The 26655-nt window shown below is 38.6% G+C and carries 22 protein-coding genes and 1 pseudogene; 13 read left to right on the plus strand and 10 right to left on the minus strand.

Annotated features, from left to right (window positions below; genetic code table 11):
* The first annotated feature begins 115 nt into the window (after positions 1 to 115).
* Positions 116 to 763, plus strand: coding sequence for an HAD-IA family hydrolase (locus V7K41_RS25880; RefSeq protein ID WP_334852828.1), 648 nt, complete (start codon positions 116 to 118; stop codon positions 761 to 763).
* A gap of 142 nt (positions 764 to 905) precedes the next feature.
* Here the strand turns inward: V7K41_RS25880 and V7K41_RS25885 are convergent, their stop codons facing one another.
* Together V7K41_RS25885 and V7K41_RS25890 are read right to left on the minus strand one after the other, a co-directional pair.
* The gene (locus V7K41_RS25885) at positions 906 to 1265 is read right to left on the minus strand and encodes a DUF5615 family PIN-like protein (protein ID WP_334852830.1); all 360 of its coding nucleotides are present in this window, start codon (positions 1263 to 1265) and stop codon (positions 906 to 908) included.
* Positions 1265 to 1594 carry a DUF433 domain-containing protein gene (locus V7K41_RS25890; RefSeq protein WP_334852832.1) on the minus strand — a complete coding sequence of 110 codons (330 nt, stop codon included), beginning with the start codon at positions 1592 to 1594 and terminating at the stop codon, positions 1265 to 1267. Before V7K41_RS25890 ends, V7K41_RS25885 begins: the two co-directional genes overlap by 1 nt.
* 203 nt (positions 1595 to 1797) lie before the next feature.
* Between V7K41_RS25890 and V7K41_RS25895 the strand changes: the two genes are divergently transcribed.
* The 4 genes and pseudogenes from V7K41_RS25895 (at position 1798) to V7K41_RS25910 (ending at position 5520) form a co-directional block, all read left to right on the plus strand.
* Positions 1798 to 2658: a Tab2/Atab2 family RNA-binding protein gene (locus tag V7K41_RS25895; RefSeq protein ID WP_334852834.1), complete on the plus strand. Its 861-nt coding sequence runs from the start codon at positions 1798 to 1800 to the stop codon at positions 2656 to 2658.
* Positions 2659 to 2965: 307 nt separating this feature from the next.
* Positions 2966 to 4279 carry a TldD/PmbA family protein gene (locus V7K41_RS25900; protein WP_334852835.1) on the plus strand — a complete coding sequence of 438 codons (1314 nt, stop codon included), beginning with the start codon at positions 2966 to 2968 and terminating at the stop codon, positions 4277 to 4279.
* A 244-nt stretch (positions 4280 to 4523) separates the two neighbouring features.
* Positions 4524 to 5279, plus strand: a pseudogene (locus V7K41_RS25905) (chloride channel protein); the annotation flags it as partial.
* Positions 5280 to 5334: 55 nt separating this feature from the next.
* Positions 5335 to 5520, plus strand: a complete 186-nt coding sequence (locus tag V7K41_RS25910) for a universal stress protein (protein WP_334852837.1) — start codon at positions 5335 to 5337, stop codon at positions 5518 to 5520.
* A 24-nt stretch (positions 5521 to 5544) separates the two neighbouring features.
* Here V7K41_RS25910 and V7K41_RS25915 read toward each other — a convergent pair whose 3' ends face one another.
* From V7K41_RS25915 to V7K41_RS25930, 4 genes are all read right to left on the minus strand, one after another.
* Positions 5545 to 5736: a hypothetical protein gene (locus V7K41_RS25915; RefSeq protein WP_334852838.1), complete on the minus strand. Its 192-nt coding sequence runs from the start codon at positions 5734 to 5736 to the stop codon at positions 5545 to 5547.
* Between the two features lie 28 nt (positions 5737 to 5764).
* On the minus strand, positions 5765 to 6910 hold the full coding sequence (locus V7K41_RS25920) for a glycosyltransferase family 4 protein (RefSeq protein ID WP_334852839.1): 1146 nt from the start codon (positions 6908 to 6910) through the stop codon (positions 5765 to 5767).
* A gap of 15 nt (positions 6911 to 6925) precedes the next feature.
* Positions 6926 to 8173: an O-antigen ligase family protein gene (locus V7K41_RS25925; RefSeq protein WP_334852841.1), complete on the minus strand. Its 1248-nt coding sequence runs from the start codon at positions 8171 to 8173 to the stop codon at positions 6926 to 6928.
* A gap of 453 nt (positions 8174 to 8626) precedes the next feature.
* A complete protein-coding gene (locus tag V7K41_RS25930) occupies positions 8627 to 10699 on the minus strand; it encodes a serine/threonine-protein kinase (protein ID WP_334852843.1) in 2073 nt (690 codons plus the stop codon).
* A 546-nt stretch (positions 10700 to 11245) separates the two neighbouring features.
* Here V7K41_RS25930 and V7K41_RS25935 point away from each other — a divergent pair.
* A complete protein-coding gene (locus V7K41_RS25935; protein WP_334852845.1) occupies positions 11246 to 12484 on the plus strand; it encodes a peptidase in 1239 nt (412 codons plus the stop codon).
* 135 nt (positions 12485 to 12619) lie between these two features.
* On the opposite strand, the gene V7K41_RS25940 is transcribed toward V7K41_RS25935, so the two are convergent.
* The 3 genes from V7K41_RS25940 to V7K41_RS25950 form a co-directional block, all read right to left on the minus strand.
* Entirely contained in the window at positions 12620 to 12901 is a 282-nt protein-coding gene (locus V7K41_RS25940) for a hypothetical protein (protein ID WP_334852847.1), read from the minus strand.
* Between the two features lie 57 nt (positions 12902 to 12958).
* A complete protein-coding gene (locus V7K41_RS25945) occupies positions 12959 to 13111 on the minus strand; it encodes a hypothetical protein (protein WP_334852849.1) in 153 nt (50 codons plus the stop codon).
* A gap of 226 nt (positions 13112 to 13337) precedes the next feature.
* Positions 13338 to 14729 carry a TIGR03985 family CRISPR-associated protein gene (locus V7K41_RS25950; RefSeq protein ID WP_334852851.1) on the minus strand — a complete coding sequence of 464 codons (1392 nt, stop codon included), beginning with the start codon at positions 14727 to 14729 and terminating at the stop codon, positions 13338 to 13340.
* A 303-nt stretch (positions 14730 to 15032) separates the two neighbouring features.
* Here V7K41_RS25950 and V7K41_RS25955 point away from each other — a divergent pair, with 303 nt between their 5' ends.
* The 7 genes from V7K41_RS25955 to V7K41_RS25985 are packed head-to-tail and all read left to right on the plus strand — an operon-like array spanning position 15033 to position 24097.
* Positions 15033 to 16118: a Card1-like endonuclease domain-containing protein gene (locus V7K41_RS25955; protein ID WP_442943280.1), complete on the plus strand. Its 1086-nt coding sequence runs from the start codon at positions 15033 to 15035 to the stop codon at positions 16116 to 16118.
* Positions 16115 to 17746 carry a Cas10/Cmr2 second palm domain-containing protein gene (locus V7K41_RS25960; protein WP_334852855.1) on the plus strand — a complete coding sequence of 544 codons (1632 nt, stop codon included), beginning with the start codon at positions 16115 to 16117 and terminating at the stop codon, positions 17744 to 17746. The genes V7K41_RS25955 and V7K41_RS25960 overlap by 4 nt, the downstream gene beginning before the upstream one ends.
* Complete coding sequence (locus V7K41_RS25965; protein ID WP_334852857.1) at positions 17747 to 18418, plus strand: RAMP superfamily CRISPR-associated protein; 672 nt, start codon at positions 17747 to 17749, stop codon at positions 18416 to 18418.
* Positions 18415 to 20058 (plus strand): type III-D CRISPR-associated RAMP protein Csx10, encoded by a 1644-nt coding sequence (gene csx10 / locus V7K41_RS25970; protein WP_334852858.1) that lies wholly within the window; start codon positions 18415 to 18417, stop codon positions 20056 to 20058. Before V7K41_RS25965 ends, csx10 begins: the two co-directional genes overlap by 4 nt.
* Positions 20055 to 21560 (plus strand): RAMP superfamily CRISPR-associated protein, encoded by a 1506-nt coding sequence (locus tag V7K41_RS25975; protein WP_334852860.1) that lies wholly within the window; start codon positions 20055 to 20057, stop codon positions 21558 to 21560. The genes csx10 and V7K41_RS25975 overlap by 4 nt, the downstream gene beginning before the upstream one ends.
* Complete coding sequence (csx19, locus tag V7K41_RS25980; RefSeq protein WP_334852862.1) at positions 21553 to 22167, plus strand: type III-D CRISPR-associated protein Csx19; 615 nt, start codon at positions 21553 to 21555, stop codon at positions 22165 to 22167. Before V7K41_RS25975 ends, csx19 begins: the two co-directional genes overlap by 8 nt.
* The gene (locus V7K41_RS25985; protein ID WP_334852864.1) at positions 22148 to 24097 is read left to right on the plus strand and encodes a TIGR03986 family type III CRISPR-associated RAMP protein; all 1950 of its coding nucleotides are present in this window, start codon (positions 22148 to 22150) and stop codon (positions 24095 to 24097) included. The genes csx19 and V7K41_RS25985 overlap by 20 nt, the downstream gene beginning before the upstream one ends.
* Before the next feature lie 159 nt (positions 24098 to 24256).
* On the opposite strand, the gene V7K41_RS25990 is transcribed toward V7K41_RS25985, so the two are convergent.
* Positions 24257 to 26284, minus strand: a complete 2028-nt coding sequence (locus tag V7K41_RS25990) for a serine/threonine-protein kinase (protein WP_334852866.1) — start codon at positions 26282 to 26284, stop codon at positions 24257 to 24259.
* Positions 26285 to 26655 lie beyond the last annotated feature (371 nt).

A 26655-nucleotide genomic window follows, 5' to 3' on the forward strand; every position in this document is an offset into this window, starting at 1 on the left:
TGGAAATTAGTCATTTGTCATTTGTCATTTGTCATTTGTCATTTGTCATTTGTCATTAGTGACTCTCCCCAGTCCCCAATCCCCAGTCCCCAATCCCCAATTCAATCAAACTTTGATGGAACAACCGAAAGTTATTTTTTTAGATGCTGTGGGTACACTCTTTGATGTCAAAGGTAGTGTGGGCGAAGTTTATAGTCAGATAGCCCAGGAATTTGGCGTTACAGTTTCAGCCGAAACATTAAATACAGCCTTCATCAAAAGTTTTAAAGCAGCGCCGCCGCCGATATTTCCAGATGCAGAACTGCAAGATATTCCCCAGCGCGAGTTTGATTGGTGGCGGATAATTGCTCTGAACACTTTTGAAAGTGCAGGTGTTCTCAAGGAATTTTCTGACTTTTCGGCTTTTTTTAGCGAACTTTACATTCACTTTGGTACTGGCGAACCCTGGTTTGTCTATCCCGACGTCTTACCAGCTTTAATCAACTGGCGGCGGTTGGGAGTTAGCTTGGGAGTGCTGTCCAATTTTGATTCTCGGATTTACTCAGTATTGCAAAGTTTGGGATTGAGAGAGTTTTTTACCTCCGTCACCATTTCTACCCAGGTACGTGCAGCTAAACCCGATCCTCAAATTTTTGCCATTGCCTTAGATAAACATAAATGTTCCCCAGAGGCGGCATGGCATATCGGCGATAGCATTGTAGAAGACTATCATGCAGCTAAAGCAGCTGGACTCAGAGGCGTTTGGATCAACCGTGGTAAATGAGGGGATACTTTGACGCTCCGATGGCTATGAAAACTTCTCTGTGACTCGTTTTCATGTAAAGCTGTGGAGTTATTGGCTCAATCAGTCCACTTAGCAAAAGTTGGTTTCTAAATTCATACTTAAATTCAGCAACGCCAAATTTTTAAAGTGGAATCCAATCCAATCTATCAATCCACTCTTTTGCCTCAGTCGCTTCCCAAATCAAATAAATTGTTTCTGCCAAAATACTGAGGTTCCCACTGGAACGCAACCAAACTAGTCCCCAAATATGTCCTCCATCTCTCCAGTGTTCTTCCAGATGTTTGGGCATACTTTTGCGGTTGTCTGTAACCAATATTCGTTGGGATAATTCCAGGTAGCGCAGGATATCTGGGTCAAGCGTACCTAATGGCGGTGCTTCGGGATCGCCTACACGCAGAATATTTATAGCTGGATTGAAGCGCAAAACAGCTGTCTTCAACTTAGGCGACAAATTTTCATCCAGGAGAAAACGTACCTTCACTAATGGTTTAACAACTCCTGCTCACGTTGGGCCTTTAAGGCTCTTAAACGTTCCATCAAAGGTGAAGGATTCGCTGATGATTCTTGATAGCGCTGTTCTCGCCACTTTGCTAACCGCAACATAGAAGCATCTATTTCAACACGATTATGCAGGTAGTAGGCAAGCGTTGCGTAAATTTTCTCCAAATCTAGGGAAGGTAATTCCTCTAGAATTTCCTCTGGTGAATATCCTTGCAAGTAATATTGAATCACATTATCAATACCAATGCGATGGCCTTTGAGCCGGATATCATCTGGATCTAAAAACTCAAAATAATCTTCTAGTTGCATCCATCTACCTCTCTAGAGTCTTTTAGCATTATTCTAATTACCCTTTACTAGTTCCAGACGATCGCTAAGGTATTGTTTGCATTTTTGTCAGAGACTCATTCATCTCAATTCCCAATGCCCAATGTCCAATGCCCAATGCTGCCCCAACACTCGTATGATCGAGATATCAGGAAAACATAACAGCCAGATTTTTACCGCAAAACATGGGCAGTATTTGGGAAATCGATTTTTACTCTCGTCCGATTTTGGACGCTAATCAAAAAAAAGTTTGGGAAGTCTTAGTCTGCGAAAGCCCCTTGGATATAGGCGCAAAAGCAGATTCTTTGTTTCGTTATGCTCAATATTGTCCCAGTACCCAGGTAAATTCGGGCTGGTTGCGGACAGCATTGCAGGAAGCTATTAACCAAGCCGGAAAAGCGCCAATTAAAATCCGCTTTTTCCGCCGTCAAATGAACAATATGATTACTAAAGCCTGTCAAGATTTGGGCATTCCTGCCCAGCCTAGCCGCCGCACTTTAGTTCTCAACCAATGGTTAGAACAGCGCATGAAAGAAGTGTATCCTCAAGAGGCAGGGTATCAAGGGGGGACAAATCCCTCAGTCCGCTTGGAGAAACCTTTGCCGCAACGTTTACCAGATGCTTTGGAAGGACAGCAATGGGTATTTGTTACCTTAGATGCTGCTGATTTTGCTGATATGCCAGAGTGGGAAATTGGCTTTGGTGAAGCTTTCCCTTTAGAGTTGGCGAAAGTTACACCCGAATCCCGGATTCCTGGTATTTTGATTTTCTCATCGAGAGCGCTACCCTTGGCTGGCTGGATGTCTGGTTTGGAGTTAGCTTTCTTAAGACTTGACACCAGTCAAGAGGCGAGATTGCTTTTAGAAACTGGTGTAACTGAAAGCTGGATTGTGGCAAATATCAAAAAACCTCAAATTTTAACAGAAGCTAAAGGTTTTGAAGCAGCCAAGCAAAAAGCTAATGGAGTACATTTTATCGGCATCCAGTCCGATCCCAAAGCACAATCTTTTGCTGGTTTTTGGCTGTTGCAAGAGGTTAATCTGTGAAAATGGGGAATGGGGAATGGGGAATTGGGCATGGGGCATGGGGAGAGAATGACTAATGACTAATGACAAATGACCAATGACAAATGACTAAATCCGTTGAGACATGACAATGATTTGGGATAATTAACTGCGTCCATCAGTGTCGATCTGCGGTTCCAAATCGTAACTGTAAGGAAACACTGATGATTTTTGGATAGTTATCTGCGTTCATCACTGGAAAGTGCGTAGGCGTAGCCCGTCGTAGACATCGCACTTCTCAAGAGACAGCGTTGATATGCGGTTCAAAATCCACAATTCACTAAGGGTCATGGGTTCTGAAAATTTATCACAAGATACACTAGCCGAACAGTTGCTGGAACTAGCTATAAAATCTGGAGCAGAAGCTGCTGAGGTGTATCAGTCGCGAGCGCTTTCTCGTCCCGTGTTTTTTGAGGCAAACCGACTCAAACAGCTAGAAACTAACCAATCTGAAGGTACAGCACTACGGCTTTGGCGAAACGGGTGTCCGGGGCTGACGGTGGCTTACGGTTCTGTCTTAGCTGAAGTAATGGTGGAAAAAGCTCTGGCTCTGAGTCAACTAAATCAACCGGAAACTGTAGAATTAGGTTCTAACTTTCAGCCTGACTACCCCGATTTAGGAGAAAGTTTACCGATAGAGGTTTTGGTGGACTGGGGCAAAGAAGCGATCGCACTCATCCGTGATGCCTATCCCGATGTTGTATGCAATGGTGACTGGGAATGTGATATTGAAACCACCAGACTAGTCAACACCAAAGGTTTAGATTGTCACTATACTGATACTACCCTCAGCTGCTATGTATCAGCAGAATGGGTGCGTGGTGATGATTTTTTAAGTGTTGCTGATGGGCAAACCAACCGGGGGGAACTCGATCCAGAGAGATTAGCTAATCAAATTTTACAACGGTTAATTTGGGCTAGAGAAAATATCTCACCTCCTACTGGTCGTGTCCCAATTTTGTTCACTTCTAAAGCCGCCGATATGCTTTGGGGTACTGTGCAAGCCGCTTTAAATGGCAAGCGAGTTTTAGAAGCAGCTTCACCTTGGGCAGAACGTTTGGGTAAGGAAGTAGTTGCACCCAGTCTCACCATCTACCAAGATCCAGAAGCTGGCCCTTACAGTTGCCCTTTTGATGATGAAGGGACTCCGACTCAATCTCTAGTATTTATCCAAAATGGGACTTTACAGCATTTCTATGGCGATCGCACCACTGGCTCCCAACTGGGTACTAACACCACTGGAAATGGTTTTCGCCCTGGTTTAGGTAGCTATCCCACCCCTGGTTTATTTAATTTTCTCATCCAGCCAGGTTCGGCATCGCTACCAGATTTGATTCAACAACTAGATGATGGCTTGATTGTCGATCAAATGTTGGGTGGTGGCGGCAGTATTTCTGGAGATTTTTCGATCAACATCGATTTAGGCTACCGCGTCCAAAATGGTCAAGTAATTGGGCGTGTTAAGGATACGATGGTTGCAGGTAATGTTTACACAGCCCTGAAGCAATTGGTTACACTAGGCAACGATGTTGATTGGAATGGTTCTTGTTATACTCCGTCTCTGATAGTAGAAGGGCTATCTACCACGGGAAGAAGCAATTAAATGATTTGTAATTCGTAATTGGAGACAGGAATTGTGTAGTAACGAATTATACAGCAACTTTCAAGGAAAGTGAAGTACACAACGATTCGTCTCAAAGCCAGGTATAAAGCCTGTTTTACTTCTGACTCCTGAATTCTGCTGTATTTTGCCAACGACTTTTAAAACATCCTCTAAAGATTCCACCGAACAGCTTTTTAGTAAAGATTTGTAATCAAAAATCCCAAATCTAAAATCCAAAATTGGTATGAATCAGCGTTTTCGCACCTGGTGGCAGCCTAGAAGAGGTTTAGCGATCGCCGAAGCCTGTATTATCGGTCTGGTTGCTGCCCTATCTGCGGTATTCCTGAAAGTAGGATCGGGATGCCTGGGGACATGGCGAGTGCATACTACCCACCTTTTGCCGGCATGGCTGGTACTACCTGCAATTGGTCTTGTCCTGGGATTTCTGGCTGGCTGGTTGGTGGATAGATTAGCACCAGAGGCTTCTGGTAGCGGTATTCCGCAAGTCAAAGCAACTCTAGCCAATGTGCCTGTGACATTATCTTGGCAAGTAGCAGGTGTGAAGTTACTCAGTGCCATCATCGCCATCGGTTCCGGCATGACTCTAGGACGGCAAGGCCCTACTGTCCAAGTGGGGGCAGGTTTAGCAGCAGGGATGAGTCGTTGGGTTCCCACTTCCCCAGATCATCGACGGCAGATGATTGCAGCTGGTGCGGGTGCGGGCTTGGCTGCTGCTTTCAATGCCCCGATCGCAGGTGTATTATTTATTGTTGAAGAATTACTCCAAGATTTATCAGGATTGACTCTAGGAACTGCCATTATCGCCTCCTTTATTGGTGGTGTGATATCCCGACTTTTAGGTGGTGGCTCTTTTGACCTGAACTTGCAATTAGTAAAATCTTCCAGCCAATTCTCTATTCCAGAAATCCCCTTTTTCATACTGTTAGGTATTTTGGCAGGCTTGTTTGGTGCATTGTTTAATCACGGCATCATAACAAGCCATCCGCCATTTGATGCGTCGCTGCAAATTATCCAGTACTGTAGTTGCTCTCCCAGTGCAAGCTAATTCAGTCGCCGAAGGTGTGATTAACCTAGTGCAAACCGAAGGTTACGATGTTGTAGTTTTGGGAGCTTCCCGCGAGGGATTGCTACAGCAGGCGATTCAAGGTAATATTCCCGAAGCGATCGCCTCTGGTGTAGAAAGTACAGTGATTTTGGTTAGAGGTGCGATTCAAAAGTAAAAAATATAGATTTTAGTGATTTTTTTAATGATAAAATACACCAATAATCAGAGTAACAATTATTGGTATTAAGATTGGAATAGCAACGATAAGTCCCCACTTACCAAACTTAATTTCCTCACCCTCAGATTTTAGAAACGCAATCCAACCTACAACTCCCATCAAAACCCAAAGAAACCCAAAGGCAAGAAATATAACAAATATTGAATCTTCCATTTTTTTAACAAATTTTCTTAAATTGTAACTAATTACCACTAACTAACTTTGCTAAACTTGCACGAAACTGGCTAAAATCAAAAGCTTCAATAGTTTTTTGTTGTAAGTATCTTGGTTGGTAAATTACTCGATTAGAGCAATTGCCTTGCAGGATTTGAATTAGATTATCGGCAATTTCTTCAACGTTATCAGGATCGACCAAACATCCCAACTTCCCGTCAGCCAAGGGATCTATAGAACCATCTTGATTACCCGCCAATACAGGTTTACCACAAGCTAAAGCTTCTAGAAAAACAATCCCAAATCCTTCTCCTTTACTAGGCAGAGCAAAAACATCGCAGAGATTGTAATGATCGCACAATTCTTTATCTGGAACAAATCCGGCAATTGTCACACAATCTTGTAGATTTAAGTTGGTAACTAAAGCTTTAATTCGAGGTATATCATCTCCTTTACCTGCAAGAATGAAGTGAACATTAGGGAGATACAACCGCACTTTAACTAAAGCGTGCAGGATTTGATCGTAACCTTTGTATTTTGCCATGCTTCCCAGCCGCGTTACTGTTAAAATTACAGGCTGTTCAGCTGTTAAATTATATCGCTTGAGTAAGTAGGTAGGTTTAGAATTTATTAGAAACTTACTAGCATCAAATGTATTAGGTAAAATAACTATTTTTTCTGAATCAATATTTGTATCTTGAAGCAAGCGCTGGCGAGTATAACTACTAACACTAATAATTTTATCTGCTTTTTCTAAAGCGAATTTTGTTGCCTTGTTTTCGATATCCCAAACTTCTAACCCATGAGCAACAACCCAGTAAGGAATTCCAGTAAAAATTTTTAGAATATAACAAACAATCGCATAGTTAACATGAGTGGAAATTACTATAATGGGATTTTGAAGAATAGCTAAAATAATTATTTTCGTTGTAAAGAAAATTAGTTGCAAGAATTTTGGTAAATCTCCAAAATAATGAAATCTTGTTGAACTTAAAAACTGCAATTTATCTGGCTGTTTTAAACTATACTTATCATACTTTAAAAACACATCATAATTAGCTTCAGGATATATATCTTGTAAAGCTTTCAGCAAAAATTTTGAGTAAACTTGAATACCTCCCTTGAAATCGAATATATTCGGAAATATTAAGTAAATATGAGGTTTAGCAATCATAGGTTTTTTGGCATTTTAAATAATTTCAGGTTTTAATTGCATGACAATATCTTTTCGAGAATTGATAGCTGCTGCTATAAAATAAAACTCAAGAGTTGTAAAAGTATAGTCTTCAGCAAAAAAATCTATAATTTGAGACACTAAAAACAGAAGAATCGGAACAGTAATTAAAGGATTAGCATATTTAACTTTAAATGCTATTTTTGCTAAAAAATTAGTAAATAGTAATAATCCAGTAATTCCTTGTTCTGCTGACACATTTAAAAATATATTGTGTGCGTGATAACCTTTCTTTCCCCAAACTTTCACTCCTATCTGGTCTGGAAAAACCCCTATACCTATACCAGTAAGTGGTCTTTTAATAGTTTCATTAATAGCTGCCTGCCAGATTTGAAACCTTGACAAACCTGTTACTACAAGAGTATGAGGCTTTTTTTCGTTTGGATTTACTGAATTTGAATTTTCTAAAAATACATTAATTAATGGGAAGATTTTACTATTTGCCAAACCAAGTCTCCATGTAGAAACTGGTACAGTTAGAATGCATAAAAACAACAAGCTTATTAGATAAATCATTTTTTCTAAACTAATAATTTTATATATCAGCAAAAGAAACATCCCAATTATAAAAATTACCCAACCATTTCCGCTGGCAGACAAAGCTAAGGAAATTATAAAAATTAATTCGCTTATATTTAATTCAATTTTAGAAATTTTATTCTGTTTTTCTAAAATCAGGCTTAAACATAATCCAATGGCGACTATAACCCCAAATTGATTAGGGTTTTGCATAATTGAACCAATCTCAGGATAAAAGCTAGGGAACTTTAATAATTTAAAAATCCAGTTTTTGGGAAGGAAAACCTCTAAAAAACCCAAACCTGCAATTATCTGTAGTAAGTACAATATGCAACGATAATAAAATGTTAAAGATGGTGTTGCTATCTTCTTAGAAGTTAATATTAAAAAAGCAAAAAATAATATATAATAAGTTGAATATTTGAAACTATAAGTAATAGCAATATTTGGAAACTCACTCATTAAAGAGGACAGCCACATCCATAAATACATTAGACTTATAGATATCAAAATTATTTTATGCTTTTTAACAATTTCTGGTATCTCTTTTAAAGAGAAACTAATGATTCCCAAGCTAAATGCAGGAAGTAATAAATAATGAATACCAATATTTATTCCTGGAAATTTAACTCGCCCTAAAAGTGAAGAAAATAGTACGAGCAAGAAAAATATATTATTAATCATAAACTTTTATTTAGAGATATTTTTTTGATAATAAAAAACCTATATAAACCTACTTTCGTAGGTTTAGGGATAGATTTTGATATTTTTTTCAAGCTATAATCCTGAGAGGATGTCTGAGAAGTATCAAATATTTGTTGATCCCCCCTAACCCACGCCAGTCGCTCATGGGGGAAACCCCCAAGACCGCGCTGGCTCCCCTTAAAAAGGGGGGAATAAAAGTCTTAAAGTCCCCCAATTTATCGGGGGATTTAGGGGGATCTCCAAGGGTTAGGTGTATACAAAAAACTTTTCAGACATCCTCTGAGCACGTAAAGAATATTATCATATTACAGTCTTCGCCAATATCATCTTTTGAAGCTAGGATTAATTTGAAATTTTTGCACAGCTAAATATTCTGAGGTAGAAGCCGAAAAAGTCGCAATCTATCCCACGAATGTACACTATCAGATATTTTTAATTAATCATCTGCCAAGTTTTGAGAATGTTCTCACCACTTCCACCACCAGCAATGGTTTGTCCATCTGGGCTAATGGCAACAGCATAAATATATCCAGAACCTGTCTCCAAAGTGCGGATTTCCTTTCCTGTTACTGGGTTCCAAAGTTTGATTGTTTTGTCACTACTACCACTTACAAGCGTAATACCATTTGAACTTACGCTTGGTAAAAAGGCGACAGAATTAACTTTATCATGATGTCCTTTTAAGGTGTGGATTAACTTTCCTGTTTTCAGATTCCACAATTTAATTGTCTTGTCTTTACTGCCACTGGCAAGGATGACACCATCGGGAGCAAAAGCGACTGAAAGAATCGACTCTGCATTTCCGTCTAAGGTGCGGATTAACTTTCCTGTGCCCAGATTCCACAATTTAATTGTTTTATCCCAGCTACCGCTGGCAAGGGTTTTGCCATCAGGACTGAAAACGACAGATGCAACACCACTGGTATGTCCCTCTAAGGTGCGGATTAACTTTCCTGTCTCCAGATTCCACAGTTTGATTTTCATATCCTTACTAGCACTGCCACTCGCAAGGGTTTTGCCATCAGGACTGAAAGCTACAGAAGTAACTCCGTCGCTATTTCCCTGCAAGGTGCGGATTAACTTTCCTGTCTCCAGATTCCACAGTTTGATTGTCTTATCCGCACTGCCACTAGCGAGGATTTTGCTATTAGGACTGAAAGCTATAGTCCAAATCCAATTGGAATGTCCTTCTAAAGTGCGGATTTCCTGTCCATCTGTCAGATTCCATAACTTGATTGTCTTATCATCACTGGCACTGCCAAGGGTTGTACCATCAGGACTGAAAGCTACGGAATTCACGTCACTGGAATGTCCCTTGAAGGGTTTGGGTAGATAAGAATTTTCTGAGACGTTTTTTTGGGGCTGAATAGGCTGAGAAATAGGCTGAGAAATAGGTTCAGAAACGTCGCTGACTGTATGGGGACGAGACTGAAAATACCAAACTCCCCCTAATCCCAACACCAAAATGCTAGAACCTAACAGCAGTTGACTTTTCAGATTGTTATTTGATTTTGGTGAAACTGGCCCCTTGTTTACTGGGGTAGTTGCAAATGTTGGTGTCAGTATAGTTGGGGGCACTGATGACAATGGTGGTAGTTGAGGTGTCAAGTCAGTGATGACTTCATCAGCCGATTGATAACGCTTTTGGATGTCTAGTTGCAACAGCTTATCCAAAACTTCACCCAACTCTACAGATATAGAAATCCCTTCCCTACCTGGACTGGTTAAATGTTGTCGCCAAGATGCAACCCAACCATAACCCTGCTGTATCCACAGTTGAGATGGGCGAACTCCAGTCAGAAGATGAAAACAAGTAGCCCCCAAACTGAATAAATCACTGCCTGGGTAAGCTTTTCCATCTTGCATCTGTTCAAGTGCAGTGTAACCGTGTGAGCCAATAACAGTGCCCATTTTAGTCAGCACTGTTGCTGTCAAAAGCTTGGAAGCTCCAAAATCAATTAGGATTAATCGCCCGTCACTTTGACGGCGAATAATATTCTGTGGCTTGATATCTCGGTGAATCACTCCCCGCACATGGATAAACTTCAGTACCGGCAGTAAATCTAGCAAAAGTTGGCGAATCTCCGTTTCGTTATAGTTTGCCCGCGTTTCCGATTCTTTGAGCAAGTTTTGCCCATCGATAAACTGCTGCACCAAAAAAAGATAGCTATTTTGCTCAAAATAAGCCAATAAAGTTGGAATTTGCGGATGTTCTGCCAGTTCTTGCAGTCGGCTCGCTTCTTGTTTAAATAGTTCAACGGCCTTTGTTAGCGGGCCAGTTCCCTGAAGTTTTGGCGCGAATTGCTTAACAACACAGCATTCATTCAGTTTGTGTACATCTTTTGCTAGATAGGTTCTACCAAATCCGCCTTCGTCTGATAAAACCTGAGTGGGACGATAGCGACCTCCTAGCAGAGGTATCAATTCCGCTCTACAACTGTGGCAATAGTTGTTTTTATCAGGATTTAGGGGTTTTTGGCAATCGGGATTCACACAACAGAGCATACTGGGAATCCATTTCAGTTGGGGTATATATTCATCTTAAGTCATGCAGTATAATCTCTCTTGTTAGTAAATATCACTGAGACACCATACAAATCCCCAATTTCCTTACCTCATCAGGTATTGAACAATTTAGATAATTTGCAAAAAATTGTGTTTGAGCGATGCCTTTTGACGAATTGATGGGCGTCAGGTCTGCTTGTGTATTACATGTGTGTGAGTAATTTAGTCAGGTTTACAAAAATACCTGGGCAAAAATCCGAAAAGCAGCAATTTAAGTTTGTAGCTCAGTATATACCTACGAAATTGAGATTTCCTCTAGTAGTCTAAATTGAAAATATAATTTTTCTGATTTGATTGTGGCAAACATTTGGATATGTAGCATATATGAATTCATTTGATTACAGGCGATGCCTTTAGCAAGCCGCTAAGGTATATACGCTAAATTTCCCTTTCCGTTTAAATAACTGCTGCGGTTAAAACAGCAACTAGTATTAATTTTGTCTTTCAGAAAGAGACAAAATTACCAGCAAAATTAGGAGCGTAATTATGCTATTAGACAACAAAAACTATCGTCGCAAATTAAGTCATGTTTTAATTGGTTGCGTGACTAGTAGTTTGTTAATCACAAGTAATGTGCTGCCTATAAGTGCTTTGGTGAAATTTCAAAGTTCTCAAGACTTCATAATTGCTAAATCACCAGATGAGAGACAACCAGAAGCAGTAAAAAAAGGAATTGAGCAAATTCCTGCTTCTCAAGCATCAATATCTCCGAGACGGAAGACTTCTATTGAGTCACCAATACAGCAGACTCCTCGTGTATCGTCTCATAGAGAAAATTCTCAGCGAACTTCCAGCGTTTCAGATAATAGCTCTACTCCTAGATCGTCTAGACGTAGGACTTATAACTCAAACTCTAATCGTTCCAATGGTGGTGGTGCATCTAGATCGTCTGGAACTAGAACTGCAAATTCAAACACCAATCGTTCTAATGGTGGCTTTGGGAGAGTTCGCAAGCCAAGTTCTAATGTAGCTACAACTGGGAACCAAAATCTCGATAATTCGGTGCTTTCTTCGCCTGCAACACCAACTTACAAAGAGATTAACTTTGTAGATGTTGCATTAGGTATTTTAAGTAAGAGTGACTTTCAATCTGAAGGTAGATATTTTCATTTCTATGAGTTTGAGGGTAGAGAAAATCAATTAGTTCAAATTAGACTGATTGGTAGTAATGATACACGTAGATCCAATAACTTGAGTTTAAAACCCTTGTTGTTTCTGCACGATCCTGATAATAATATCATCGTTAAAAAAGGCGCTTTGGATAAAAGCAGTGGTGGCGATGATGCATTCATTTTTGCGCGACTGCCTAAGAATGGCACTTACAAGATTGCAGTTACTAGTCAAGATCCTGGAGATACAGGTCGCTATAGCTTGGCTCTCAGGAATGACAGAGCTAGCTATACTTTAGATGAATCAGACCAACTAACTGCCAAAAGCTCAACCCTGAAACAAAATGGAGGCGCTTACAATGTTTCTAATTTTCAAGGTAAAAAAAATCAGCTTATAAGTATTCGGGTAGATAGTGTTGATGAAGAGTTTTCTCCTTATGTAGCTTTGCTAAATTCTAAAGGACAGGCGATCGCTATCGATAAAGACAAAGACAAAGCTGGTGTCTACAGTGCTTTAATTGACCGAGCTAGGTTGCCTGAAGATGATACATACTATATAGTTGTTACTTCCAAAAATCCACAGGAACGCGGTAAATATAGATTGACTATTTTCTGAAGTAATTACCGATTCTGGTGTCGAGACTATTGTACGAGTGGATATAGCCCGGAATGTTTTCTTTACTTACCGTAATAGTCTCGATACTATTGCACAAAGTTCAATTAAGGGTTATTGATCTAGATAATTGGTCTTTTAAGACGCGATAAATCGCGTCTCTACATAAAGGTTTTGTAGGTCATTCTGAACTGTATTGATGACTGTGGGGGTGTTGCATAAATCCGGGATGAATTCGTGGGTGAAACCATTGATAATTCCTTCAAAATTGGGCGAAATCATCCCATGATTCCGCAACGCCAGATTAATAGTCGGTAGGGAAATCTGCGGAGTTTGGAGTTGTTGTAACAGCGATCGCAGTAATATATCGGGAGTCAGATCATTTGGATGAATAGCTGCCAAAACCCCCAAATTTGCCAAGTGTTCTGCACGAAAGTATTGTTCTCGTGATGGCTTAATTCTGGGTACTACTACTGCCTAAGTGCGATTGATCGCTGTAGTACCGAAGTCTTGGTCAAAACGGCTATAGACAGCGCGAAACACAAAAATATCAAGCCTAAAGTCAGATTTTTGATGGATGCTGAATCTGGGATTTTGTTGAGAGGCGATCGCTCTGCTTGCCGCAGGCATCCCATGAGTGGATAAAATGGGATGAGTGCGATGGAATCAATCCCAATAAATCTTGGAGTCAAAGATGAAGAGACAAGTAATTATTTATCCAATAGAAGATGGTTATTGAGTGGCTAAATGTCCTAGTTTACCTGCTTGCATTAGCCAAGGGAAGATGAAAGCAGATGTCTACGACGGGCTACGGTTATACGCTTGATAATTATTATTGTACCTAATTCATGACCGATTACTTATAGAAATTCCACAGGGTTTGGATTTCCTCAACCATTTCTTGGCGTAAATTCAAAGGAAGTAAAACTTCAACTTTAGAACCTAAAGCTCGCAACCATCGAAGTACATAATAGTCCTTAACTCGATAATCTACTTGGTAATAAGCATCTGTGCTAAGACGAGATTGGAGAGTTTCTAAAATAGTCTTTTGATGTTCTGAATTAAAAGTATTTTGTTTAATTAATTTTGCTACCATTTGATAGTCAATAGTTTTAAAAGTATCGTGAATGCTGATTCCTTGAATATAGCGTTTATGAAAATCTCGTTCAAACCGTAATATCATTAGTTCTTTATCTTTATAAAAATCGCATCCCCAAGCTTCTGTTAATTTATTATTAACTATTTTCGGAGTTGGTAGTTGACAATCGTAATATTGTTTTCTTAATAATTGAGGAACGCGAGGGTCTTGCCAATCTAGAGTTTCTATCCGTTTAGAAATTATTCTATCTAAGCGATATTTGTACCAGTTAATTTCACCTGTTGGAGTACTACCGTAGGCACATAAATATTTAGCTCTTTCCATAAAGTAAATGCAAACAGGGTAAACGGCGCACTCGTTTTGTAAATTCAGATGAGCGCTGTAATAAGTCAATAGTATGGGGAGAATTTCTCTTGAATTCCAAAGCGACTGCAATTCGCTTTGAATCTCATCTACTGCATCTTGTATGGGACTTGATTCTGGTACGAGATAATCAACATACAAAAATACGCGATGATTACTTTCATCTAATTGTTGCGAAAATTCCTCAGCAAGTAAAGGTAAACTGGGGTCAATAAAACTGAACATACCTAAAGTTTCTGCCAAATAAACTTGATTTTTACTACTAAAATAAGTTTCAATAACTGGCAATATTTCGACTCGATGGTAATATTTACTTCTCCCAGAAGTGCAATATGCCCTTTGCAAATAATTTCGACTGACTAATAAATCTAAATCACTTTGCAATGATTTCCGAACTTGAGCAAATAAGCGTTCTTCTAGTAACTTCTCTAGTTCAGAATTAGATATTGATATTTTTTGTTGTAGAGAATATTTCCATTGGTCTATAGGTACTTCTAATTCTAGAAACCATTGTCTAATAGTTTTGACACAAGCACAATTCGGGTCTTGGTGATTGAGAATATCTTCCTGTTTTTCGTCTTTATGAGTTTCACTAAAGAAAGCTTGACGCCAATCTGCGTAAGTAAAATTATTTCCTAATTTTGTATGCTCTTTGTCGTGATAAAGCCAATGCAGCAACGCCCATAACCGGATAGCACGGGTAAGATTTTGACTTTGGTCTAAAGAGCCTTTGGCTAGTTGTTGTAATAATTGTGGAGATGGGGGATGAGTAAAACGTATATTCACGGTAGCTGAGTACGTCTGAGATACGCCTTCCAGATTAGCAAGTATTGGAAGGGGGTATTTCCGATACTATGTAATACTATGGGTAGATTTTTAAACAGCTGATACCTCAACCCCATGAGTACAACCGAGTTTGAACAGTATAAAGTTGACCATCTGTTTTTGCTGGTAGGTCAAAATCCCCTACCTAATTATGTAGCAACTAAGCTGTTGCTTCACCGGGGTGGGACAGCGTATTTGGTACATACTACAGATACTTTGGATGAAGCCAAGCGGCTGAAAAAGAGTTTTGAAAGTGAGTTTAATATGGAATTGCGATCGCTTAATCATTATGAGTCAGATGCTTACCACATTCAAAAAGAAATTGCAGCCAAGCTAAAAAGCATCAATAACGGGAAAATAGGGCTAAATTATACAGGTGGTACAAAAGCAATGTCCGCGCACTCTTACCGAACGTTGTTTTATGAAGAAATTCAAGATAAAACTGGTAAAGTATACAGACGGCGTAAGGGTATTATTTTTAGCTATCTTGACCCCCGGAGGTTAGAAATGTGCATAGATAGGGAAGATAATGAGCGGGAGCGTTTAAAAGTTAAACCAGACACGCTGCAAATTCCACTTGTCACAATTTTCCAGTTACATGGGCTGAATCTAAAGAAAAATCCAACTCAGCAAGCACAGTCACCAGAATTAGCTCAAGAACTTGTCAAAGTGTTTGCAGATAAGGCTAAAGTAACCCAATGGTTTGATTGGTATCACAACATATTTTGTCAAGAAGCACGCAAGGAGAATCGAAAATGGAAGAATAAGACTGATTTGGCTAAGTTGTTAATACCTGTAGATAACTTACCATCGGAGATAGTAGCAGCATTAAGAGATAAACAACTATTAATAAGTGACAACAATCTGGCTCTAGGAGAAGTGGAAAAACTCGGAGTCTTTCTAAAAATTGAAGATTTTTGTAAATGGCTGGATGGAATATGGCTAGAGCATTATGTTTTAGAGGAACTTAAAAAGATTGCTAATAGCCAATTGCTCCAAGACTACGGGTTAAATTTTGAAATCCCGCTTCAAGGAACTAAAGATGGATTTGAATTTGATGTAGCCTTTACACGCGGTTATCAGCTTTTTGCAATTTCTTGCACAACTGCTAGCGAGAGAAAATTGTGCAAAAGCAAACTTTTTGAAGCATATTTAAGAGCTATACAAATGGGAGGAGAAGAAGCAAGAGTTGCTTTAGTTTGCTGTTCTAATGAACCAGACACTCTCAAAGCAGAAATTACTGATACACTCTCCAATAAAAAAATTGCTGTTTTTGGATGTGCAGATTTACTAAATCTGTCAGACAACATTATTAAGTGGATTGTTGAAAATGATAGGGAGACAAGATGACACAGTTTACTATCACTGTATTTGATACAACTGGCAAGCAAAATTATATCTTCAATACCAACCGTCTGCGCGAAAATATTGGAGCTTCGTTTCTCTTATCGCAATCTACGAAAGAATGGGTTGAAGAAATACTACAAACAAACTTAGGAATTCCTAAAAATCGTCAAGCAGAAGCGATTGAAAGTAGTGGACTTGATGCAGAAATAGTTTATGCAAATGGTGGTAATGCACTGATAATATTTAAGTCACGGGAAATTGCTATCAAGTTTACTCGGCTATTGAGTAAAAAAGTTTTAACCGAAGCATCAGGTGTGAATTTATTAGTTGCTCATGCTGATTTTGATTGGGAAAATAACAATTTATATACAATAGTTGAAGACTTAAAGAAAAATGAATTAGAGCATCAAAAATACGAGCGTAAACATTCTGCATCATTACTTGGTTTAGGTGTCACTGCTAGTTGTAATTCAACTCAACTCCCTGCTGTAGATAGAAGTAATAAGTACATCGATTATGATGACGATGAAGGAACAGATAGCTATTTAATTTCTACTGAAATAAGGCAAAAGCTAAAAGCTGTTAGAAAAGCTAATCCAAAACTCCAGCAAATTTTCTCGAATGTAGTTGACGAAAATATTTATCAATTTCCCTACCGAAGCGATAATCTAGGACGTTCTCAAGGTGAATCTAGCTATGTAGCAGTTGTGCATATTGATGGTAATGGCATGGGAGATAGATTTAAAAAGCATGGTGAGGGTAAGGAGAATAGAGATTACATTAATGCAATGCGAGATTTTTCTAACAGTGTTGAAACAGCAGGTACTGAGGCGCTGAAAGCTGTGATTGAAACTATTGTAAATTCCATTAAATCAGGAAGACTTGTCGGTAAACTTGGAGAATTTGATTTAAATAAAAATAGCACAAGTAATATTTTTTATCTTCCTTTCCGTCCTTTAGTTTATGGAGGTGATGACATTACCTTTATTTGCGAAGGTAGATTAGGTGTAGAATTAGCTGCATTATTTTTGCAAAAGTTTGAGGTGCAAAAAGTCACTGATGGAGAACCTTTAACAGCTTGCGCTGGTATTTGTGTCGTCAAAGCTCATTATCCTTTTTCACGAGCTTATCAGATGAGTGAAGATTTATGTAAAGTCGCAAAAAAATTTGTGAAATCTGAGCGACAAAAATACGGAATAGATTATTTTTCGGCAATTGATTGGCATTTAGCAGCTAGCGGTTTAATTGGTTCAATATCAGAAATTCGTCAGCGTGAATATCGAGTAAATAATAAATCTTGGTATTTAGAAATGCGTCCATTATGGTTAAAGCGCGATGATGAATGGCGTACTTGGTCAGGTTTTACTCAAGTTGTGAGCGAATTCAAGCAAGGAGATAATTGGAGAGAACGTCAAAACAAAATTATGGCGTTGCGAGAGGTACTACGGAAAGGTTCTATTGAAGCTGTTGAAGAATTTTTGCTGAATTATAAATTACCAAATTTACCATTGTTTCCAAAATCATCTAGTCAAAGCGAACAATTGATAAAGCAGGGTTGGAACAACGAAATTTGCGGTTACTTCGATGCAATTGAAGCTATGGATTTTTATCTAGGAGTTGGGAGTGATTAGGTGACTATATATAAATTGAAAATTACACTTTTGAGTGATACAACTTTTGGTAGAGGTGACGGTATAGCTGGTTTAATTGACCAAGAAGTAGAGCATGATCCTTATGGATTTCCTTACTTGCGCGGACGGACTTTGAAGGGGTTGTTAAGCGAAGAATCAGATAATTTAATTGGCGTGCTACTACCAGCAGATGTTTGTTCTTACTGGGAAAATATTGCTTGTACTTTATTTGGTGTACCCGGTAGTTCTTTGCAAACGATGGGAATCATGCACGTTGGAGATGCTTGTTTACCAGAAGATTTACGAACAGCAGTAGCTTGGCAAATTAAAAATGAAGAATTAACGAACAATGAAGTTCTTGATTCTTTGACTACTATTCGCCGTCAAACTGCTATTAATTCGCAAATAGGTGTAGCTGATGAAGGAAGTCTGCGCTCATTTCGCGTAGTTATACGTCAACTTGAATTCCAGGCTGATTTGATTTTTGAAACTCAACCAAGTCATGAAATTCTGTCTTTTTTATCTGCAAGTATCTTAGCTTTGCGACGCATAGGAAGTGGACGCAACAGAGGGAGAGGTCACGTAAAATGCACCCTACATGATACTTCTGGAAAAGACATTACCCATGATTATTTAAACTTGTTTGGAAAAGTTGAGGAGAAAATTAGGTGAAGGTAATCACTTTTTCATTGCGAACGCAACAACCGTTACTTGCAACTTCATTTGAAGGCGACCCAAATAGTGATGTTTCTTACTCTTATATTCCCGGTAGTATGATTCGGGGTGCTGTGATTAGACGGTATATGAAGCAGCATGATTTATCGGAATTGGATTTAGCTAAGGATGAAGTTAAGCGGTTGTTTTTTGATGGGAATAGTACCTATTATTTAAATGGTTATTTGCAAAGTAACGAAGGTAAACGTACGCTTCCTATTCCTCGTTCTTGGTTCAAGGAAAAAAATGCAGAATTTACAGACAAAATATCAGAAATAAAAGTCTATAATTTTAGCGTTGATTTTGATATAAAAGACGAACTAGAAAACCCCAAACCTGTTGGTGAAGGTTTTTGGACTACAGAACGTGGCAGTATAAATTATTATACAGAAAAGCGACGGATTAATATTCATAATCAACGCGATCGCAAAAAAGGACGCTCAACTCAAGGAGAAGGAGAAATATTTCGTTACGAAGCGATAGATAGCGAACAAACTTTCCAAGCTGTGATTTTGTGTAGTAGCGAAACTGATGTTCAGGTAATCAGAGATTTGTTAGCAAAATCATCAGATATTTGGCTTGGTGGTTCCCAAAGTGCAGGTTACGGACACACTAAAATTACTAACATTAGTCATATCATTGATGCTGCTGACTGGAATGAAGTAAATATTCCTGTAGACGATGATGATAGAACTGATAGAGATTTTTTTACAGTTACACTCCTGAGTGACTTGATTTTACGCGATGATTGGGGGCAATATGTCATAATTCCACCTTCAACCAAGCACGAAATACTTGCACCGCTAACACGAGAATTAAAAAAAGTTTTAGGTGGAGAAATTCAGCCGCAAAGATGCTTTACCAGTAGTACCATAATCGGTGGATTCAATCGCAAATGGGGATTACCTCTACCCACAGTTCCAGCACTTGCAGCCGGGAGTGTTTTTGTTTTTGAATTGGAAAATTTTTCTCTAACACCAGAGCAAATTCAAGCAATAGAAATTAAAGGTATCGGAGAAAGAAGCACAGAGGGATTTGGTAGAGTTGCTATTAACTGGTTAAACCACGAAAAATTTCATATCAAGCTACCAAATAAAAGTCCAAGCATTTCTTCACCTGGATTACAAACAGATAAATCACACACTTTAGCTGCACAAATGGCTGAGAGAATTTTGTATAAAAAAATAGAACAAGCATTACAAAATTATCTTGGACGTAAAACTATTAAAGGTGATATTCGTAACAGTCAACTTTCTCGTTTAGAAGTGATAGCTAAACAAGCTGTTACCACAGGTGATTGTAATTTAGTTTTATCACTTTTAAATAATCTTCCTCCTCATGCTAGGAGTCAATTTGAAAGAGCAAAAATTGAACCTAATGAAAATAATTATTATTTAAAACAGCAACTAGATAATTGGTTAATTTATCCAGATAATTGGTCTTGGGTGAGTAACCAACAAGAATTAAAGGTTAATATTGCCAATGTAGAGCGAAGTATTAACGATGAATTTGCCAAGACAAATAAACTGGCAGAAAAATATACCTTACGCCTAATTATGGCACTAGCGAAAAAGGCAACAAAGGAGGAAAATAGATGAATTGTGAGCGCCTCAAAAGCCGCAAGCAACGCTTGATTATTGAACGCATAATCATCAAAGCAACTTTAATATTAGATACACCAGCTTTCTTGGGAAGTGGTGATGCTCATGGCAATACTGATTTAGTAATTTTACGAGATAGTATAGAAGATAAAGCATTGCTCATGGGTTCATCAATCTCTGGAGCATTAAGAAACTATTTGCGAGAATTTGAAAATGGTTACAATGCAACCGAAACATCGTTACTATTTGGTGGTAATCGCAGTGATAAAGATGGCGAACAAAGTCCACTAATTATCAATGATGCACTCAGCAGCGAATTAATTAAAGCTGAATTAAGAGATGGAGTTAAAATTTGTAGTCTCACAGGAACAGCCGCAGATAAAGCTAAATATGATTTAGAACTATTAGAAGCTGGTACTATATTTGAACTTGACTTTGAATTATTAATTGCAGAACAAGACACTCGAGAGCAATTAATTAGAGAATTATTAATTATCCTTCAAGGATTAGAAAACGGTGAAATTTCTTTGGGAATGAAAAAACGACGCGGATTTGGTCGCTGTCATGTGAAAAAATGGCAAGTATGGCGATTTGATTTGCAAAAAATCGACGATTTCATAGAATGGTTGAACTTTCCACATTGGACAACAGACTTCCTCCCAACTCATAACAGTTATCCAACAATAGCAGAAGCATTTCAAAAAGCAGAAATTAAGGTAAAAACAGACTGGAAAGATAATAGAAATCGTTTCATAATCCAAGCGATATTCACCCTTGCAAGTCCCTTATTAATTCGTTCAAGTCAAGCTGATATTGAAAAAACACCGGACGACGTACACCTCAAATCTCGACGTAATGGCGAACTCAAATCGATTTTATCTGGTACAAGTTTAGCTGGCGTATTGCGTCACCGAGCCGAACGCATTGTAAATACGCTAGCTGAAAATACCCAGATAATTGATGAGCTATTTGGTTTTGTCAAAGAAAAAAAAGATACTCTTGATTCAACTTCTGATGATGACAAGAGAAAAGGGCAAGCTAGTCGCTTAATAGTCGATGAAAGCATCATTAAGGAAACCAACCATTTAGTTCAAACCCGGATTGCTATTGATAGATTTACAGGTGGCGCATTACACGGAGCATTATTTCAAGAACAACCAGTTTTTGCTAAGGATAAAACAGAAATAGAGTTAAAAATCGAATTACATCAACCCAAACATTATGAAATAGGATTACTGCTTTTACTACTGAAAGACTTATGGACTGGTGATTTACCTGTAGGTAGTACAAGCAGTATTGGACGTGGAAGATTACAAGGTAAGGAAGTGACTATTGCTTGGACGAATGAAAATCATCCAAAGAAGTGGAAAATTAAACTTAAGGATAACAAACTACAAATTGAGGATATTTTTAACAAAAAATATTCTCCCAAGAAAGTACAAGAAGAATTAAATAACTTAGTAACTGAATTTGTAAATCAGGTGAAACAGCATGAGTAAACCAGATTGTAAAATACTTGATGATATTCAAACAATCTCTGATACTGTTAACTTACGTAAATGGCTACAAAAAAAAGTTCAGTCTTCAGGATATAACTTAAAGTATCTCCTAGCTCATGCAGAAGATGGTGTGATATGGGGATATTTTAACCCCGAAGGAAATTTAATTACAGCAACTGAGCCAGAAAAACTATTTCCTAAATATAAATTTCCAGTGTTTAGATATGAGACATTACAGCAATGTCGAGTTTTTGGTGATAGCGAAGAAATCATGTTTTGGCGAACTGAAGATGGTTTAAAAGCTATTCTTATCAAAGATAATCAACATTCAGAATTTATTACCGAACAGCAAATATTATGGGGAACGCAAGCAGAACAGATTAAGGATAAATTTACTTTAGTCTCAGATGGTTCCCAAGGTTTGCGTCATGCTGTACCTTTACCAACCATTGAATTTGATAAGACTCAAAAATTATATCGTCCTCTGTATATAGTTGTTCGTAACTATATTAATTATGACCCAAAAACAGGTTTAGCTCGGATTTATCTCAGTCGGCTTGTGTCACTTAAATCAAGAAAGGTTATCGATGAAAAAGCACATTCGTAAAGTTCCGAACAATAAGAAAGCGATCGCACCTTATAATTTTGTCGAACTACCTGATAAAATAGTTGCAGCAGAATTAGAAAGCAATGGTAAGCTACGCGACAATAACCGCTATTATTCAGATAGATATACTGGCAGAATTGAATGCACATTAATAACTTCTTCCCCTCTCTACATTCGTTGTGGGTTAACTAAAGAAGAATTTGAATGTGGTACAGAAGCGAAGGATTTATCAGATTTTTATTACATTGACTCCATAACTAAAAAACCCGTACTTCCTGGTAGTAGCCTGCGAGGAATGTTACGGACTTTAGTAGAAATTATTAGTTTCAGCAAGATATCCCCAGTATCAGACTATCAGCGATTATTTTTTCGTGCTGTTGCTACCTTACCTAGAGAAGATTCCCTTGCTACAGCATACCGAGAGTTTATACCAAGTGAAGTAAAAGCTGGTTATCTCAAACGAGATGGAGATACTTGGAAGATTTATGCAGCAAAGGAAATTAGAATCAATAATACCTCAACATCATTCGCTTGGGTAAAGGAAGAAGATTTATCATCTGATGATTTTCCCGAATTAAAGAAATTTGATGATGCAGATTATTTATCCCAAGATATACCAATTAGTTTTCATTCAATTACTAAACCAAAGGGACGATATATAGTAGAAAATGTCACAATTCCCAGAAAATACCCGTTCAATCAAGGAAGATTAGTCACTAGCGGAAACATGAAGGAAACTTCTGACTCCGATAGTGAAAGCATACGTACTTATCACTGCGTTGTATTTGCTCCCAGCCCTAACCCTAATAAAACATATATAATTGACCCAGAGGCAATTAATGATTACTTGAATGCTTTAACTGACTTCCAAAAACAACCTCCCTTTGATGAAAAATTAGGGATGTTGCAAGAAAATCGTCCTGTATTTTATTGTCAACCTACACAAGGAAATATAGTTACATTATTTGGTCATAGCCCCTATTTCCGAATTCCCTACTCTCCCAATGGTGATGGTAAAGCCGCTACAGTCGTAGATTTCATTCCAGAAAATTTACGAGATGATTCCATAATTGATATTGCTGAGGCGATTTTTGGTTTTGTGAGACGCGATAAGCAACCTGAAAAGAAAGAACAAAGTCGTGCTGGTAGAATTTCTGTGAGTGATGCAATTTGTCTGAGTTCCGCAAATGACATATTTATGACTCAAGAAGTGATTACTCCCAAGATTCTTGCAAGTCCCAAGCCAACTACATATCAACATTATTTAGTGCAACCAGAAGAAACTAATGCTGAGAAATCAAAACTCAAACATTATGCTAGTCAACCCACTGAAGAAACTGTAATTCGTGGACATAAATTGTATTGGCATAAAGGAAGTAATCCTGATATTCAACATCCTAAACCCAATGAAATTAAAGATACTCAAACAACTCAGATTAAACCAATTAAATCAGGTATTGAATTTAAATTTACTATCCAATTTGAAAATTTAAGTAAAGTTGAAGTTGGTGCATTGATGTGGATTTTTGATATTGCTCAAAATAACAATTACCGTCTTTCATTAGGGATGGGTAAACCTTTGGGTATGGGAGCAGTAAAAATAGAAAGTAACTTATATATAAGCAAACGGCAAGCACGATACACCCAATTATTTAATAATAACAATTGGCAAACAGCAGAAAGCCTAGATGATAACCCAGATTATCAACAGTTTTTTGAAAATTATATCCTTCAGGAACTTAAGCAAACAGGGAGGTTTAATGATATCCCCAGGATTCAAATGCTTTTAGCAATGCTGAGTTGGCAAAGTCTACCATCATCAAAAACTCGATATATGGAAATTGAAGGAGAGCAAAATCCATTAGATGGCGAACCCAATGAATATAAAAATCGGCGTGTTTTACCAACTCCTTTAGACGTAATCAGTTAAAACTGATTGTTTCTAGAAAATAATTGAGGCGACTGGAAGTCGCGGCTACATAAACAAAGTCCGCGTAGGTAGACTAACTTTAATCTGACGATAGAGAGCGTTATCAAGCCATTACCTGTGGCTAATTGCGCTAATTCTTCCTCATCCCCCAGTTCCCACTCACTGAGACAACCGCCAAATCTTAATAGTGTTGTCCTCACTACCGCTGACAAGGGTTTTGCCATCAGGACTGAAAGTCACGGATGTTACTGTGTTAGTATGCCCTGTTAATGTGATAATTTCTTCTCCTGTAGCTAAATTCCACAGTTTGATAGTGCGATCGCGGCTACCACTAGCTAAAATTTTACCATCGGCACTGAAGGCTACGGATGTGACAGTGTTGCCATGTCCCGCCAGTGTGCGAAGTTCTCTTCCCGTAGCTAAATTCCAAAGTTTGATGGTGCGATCGCGGCCAGCACTAGCTAAAGTTTTACCATTTGGGCTAATAGCCACAGTTGTCACTGTTTGAGAATTTCCTTCTAGTGTGCGGATTGGGTATCCCTTTGCTCGATTCCAGATTTTGATTGTCTTGTCAAAACTGCCACTGGCCAGAATCACACCATCGGGACTGATAGCCACTGACCGCACCCAGAATGTATGCCCTGCTAGTGTCCGAATTAGCTCTCCTGTTGCCAAATCCCAGATTTTAATGGTGTTGTCATCACTACCAGTAACTAGAGTCTCGCTATCAGCACTGATGGCTAGGGCATGAACTGAGTCAGAATGCCCCATAAGAGTGCGAATTTGTTTTCGCGTTGCCAGATTCCAGATTTTAATGGTGTTGTCATCACTGGCACTAACCAGAAGTTTGCCATCTGGACTAATTACTACAACATTCACCTGCTGAAAATGCCCGTTAAGTGAAGAGATTAGTTTTCCGGTTACGAGATTCCAAAGTTTGATTGTGCGATCGTTGCCACTGCTGGCTATGGTTTTGCCATCGGGGCTGATGGCGACAGATAAAACTGAGTTTTCGTGTCCTTGGAGGGTGTTAGCTAAGGAAACCTTACCCAAGCTAATCTGACTCAAAATCGCGTCATTTTTACCAGGACTATTGTGTTGAATCAACCTAGAGACCAAACTGGTTTGAATACGGCGAAAATTTTTATACCAAGATTCGCTGAATCCAAACAACAGAATGAAAGCACTGACTAAGATTAAAATTCTCAGTAAGGGATAACTTTTTGCTAAAGATGGTGCTTTAGTTGGTGGTAATTTCCCAGATGACTTACCCGCAGGTGGCAGGGCGAGGAGTTGTTTTGGAGTCAAGTCTCTAAGGACTTCTTCGGCTGACTGGTAACGTTCATGGATATCTTTTTTCAAAAGCTTGTCGATGACAAAATCCAACTCAGGATTTAGCGGACTTTGCAAATATTCCCGCCAATTACTTACCCAGGCGTAACCAGATTCCATCCACAACTGAAACGGGGAATTTCCCGTTAGCAGATGAAAGCAGGTAGCCCCCACACCGAACAAGTCGCTGGCAGGGAAAGCTTTCCCATCTCTAATTTGTTCTAGGGGAGAATAACCATGTGAACCAATAGATGTGCCAGATTTCTGCTGAACTTTGGCGGTAAATTGCTTTGAGGAGCCAAAATCAATCAGGCTTAATCGTCCATCATTTTTATTGCGAATAATATTTTCTGGCTTGATGTCCCGATGAATAATTTTGCGATCGTGGATAAATTTTAGAATGGGCAATAAATCTAGCAAAATAGATTGAATGTCTCTAGCATTATAAGCCTTGCGCTGTTGTAACTCCTTTAATAAATTTTCCCCATTGATAAACTGCTGCACCAAATATAGGCAGCCGTCTTGCTCAAAGTAAGCTATCAAAGTTGGAATTTGGGGATGTTCCCCAAGGTCTTGTAGTCGCTGCGCTTCCTCTGCAAACAACTCCATCGCCTTTTTTTGCGACCAAGTTCCTTGGAATTTTGGAGCTAATTGCTTGATAACACAGCGTTCATTGAGTTTATCTACGTCTTCTGACAGATAGGTTCTGCCAAATCCCCCTTCATCTGAAAGGACTCGGATGACACGGAAGCGATTTCTTAAAAGTGACACCAGCGGGGTGCTACAACTTTGGCAAAACTTCTTTCCATTGGGATTCAGGGGATTTGAGCAATCGGGATTTAAGCAGCAGATCATGATCTGACAGGCGCGACTGCATGACAACTTCGGCTAAGTTTGTCCCGAACTTTCCCTTAAGATAATTGACTCTCGCTTACTTGTGGTAGATAAACCCTGTTTTGGGGATTGGGGAATTACTTATATAGTTAGCTTTTGTAAATAGTAGTCAGTCTTCCTCATCTGTGGAAAACTACGAGAGCCATAAGATTAATTATTCTATCGATTATATAATATTCTGAATAAAAATATTTTTTTGAACTTTTAAACCTAGTAATTTTGCTTGTATATTGGCAAGCGATAACTGACTAAGTATTGAAGATAAACCCTGATTAATTAATCATTACTGACTATCAAATATAGTTAAAATGCTTACTAAATTTGTTTTGGCT

Origin of the sequence: Nostoc sp., assembly GCF_036917415.1 — a bacterium.
GTDB lineage: Bacteria > Cyanobacteriota > Cyanobacteriia > Cyanobacteriales > Nostocaceae > Nostoc.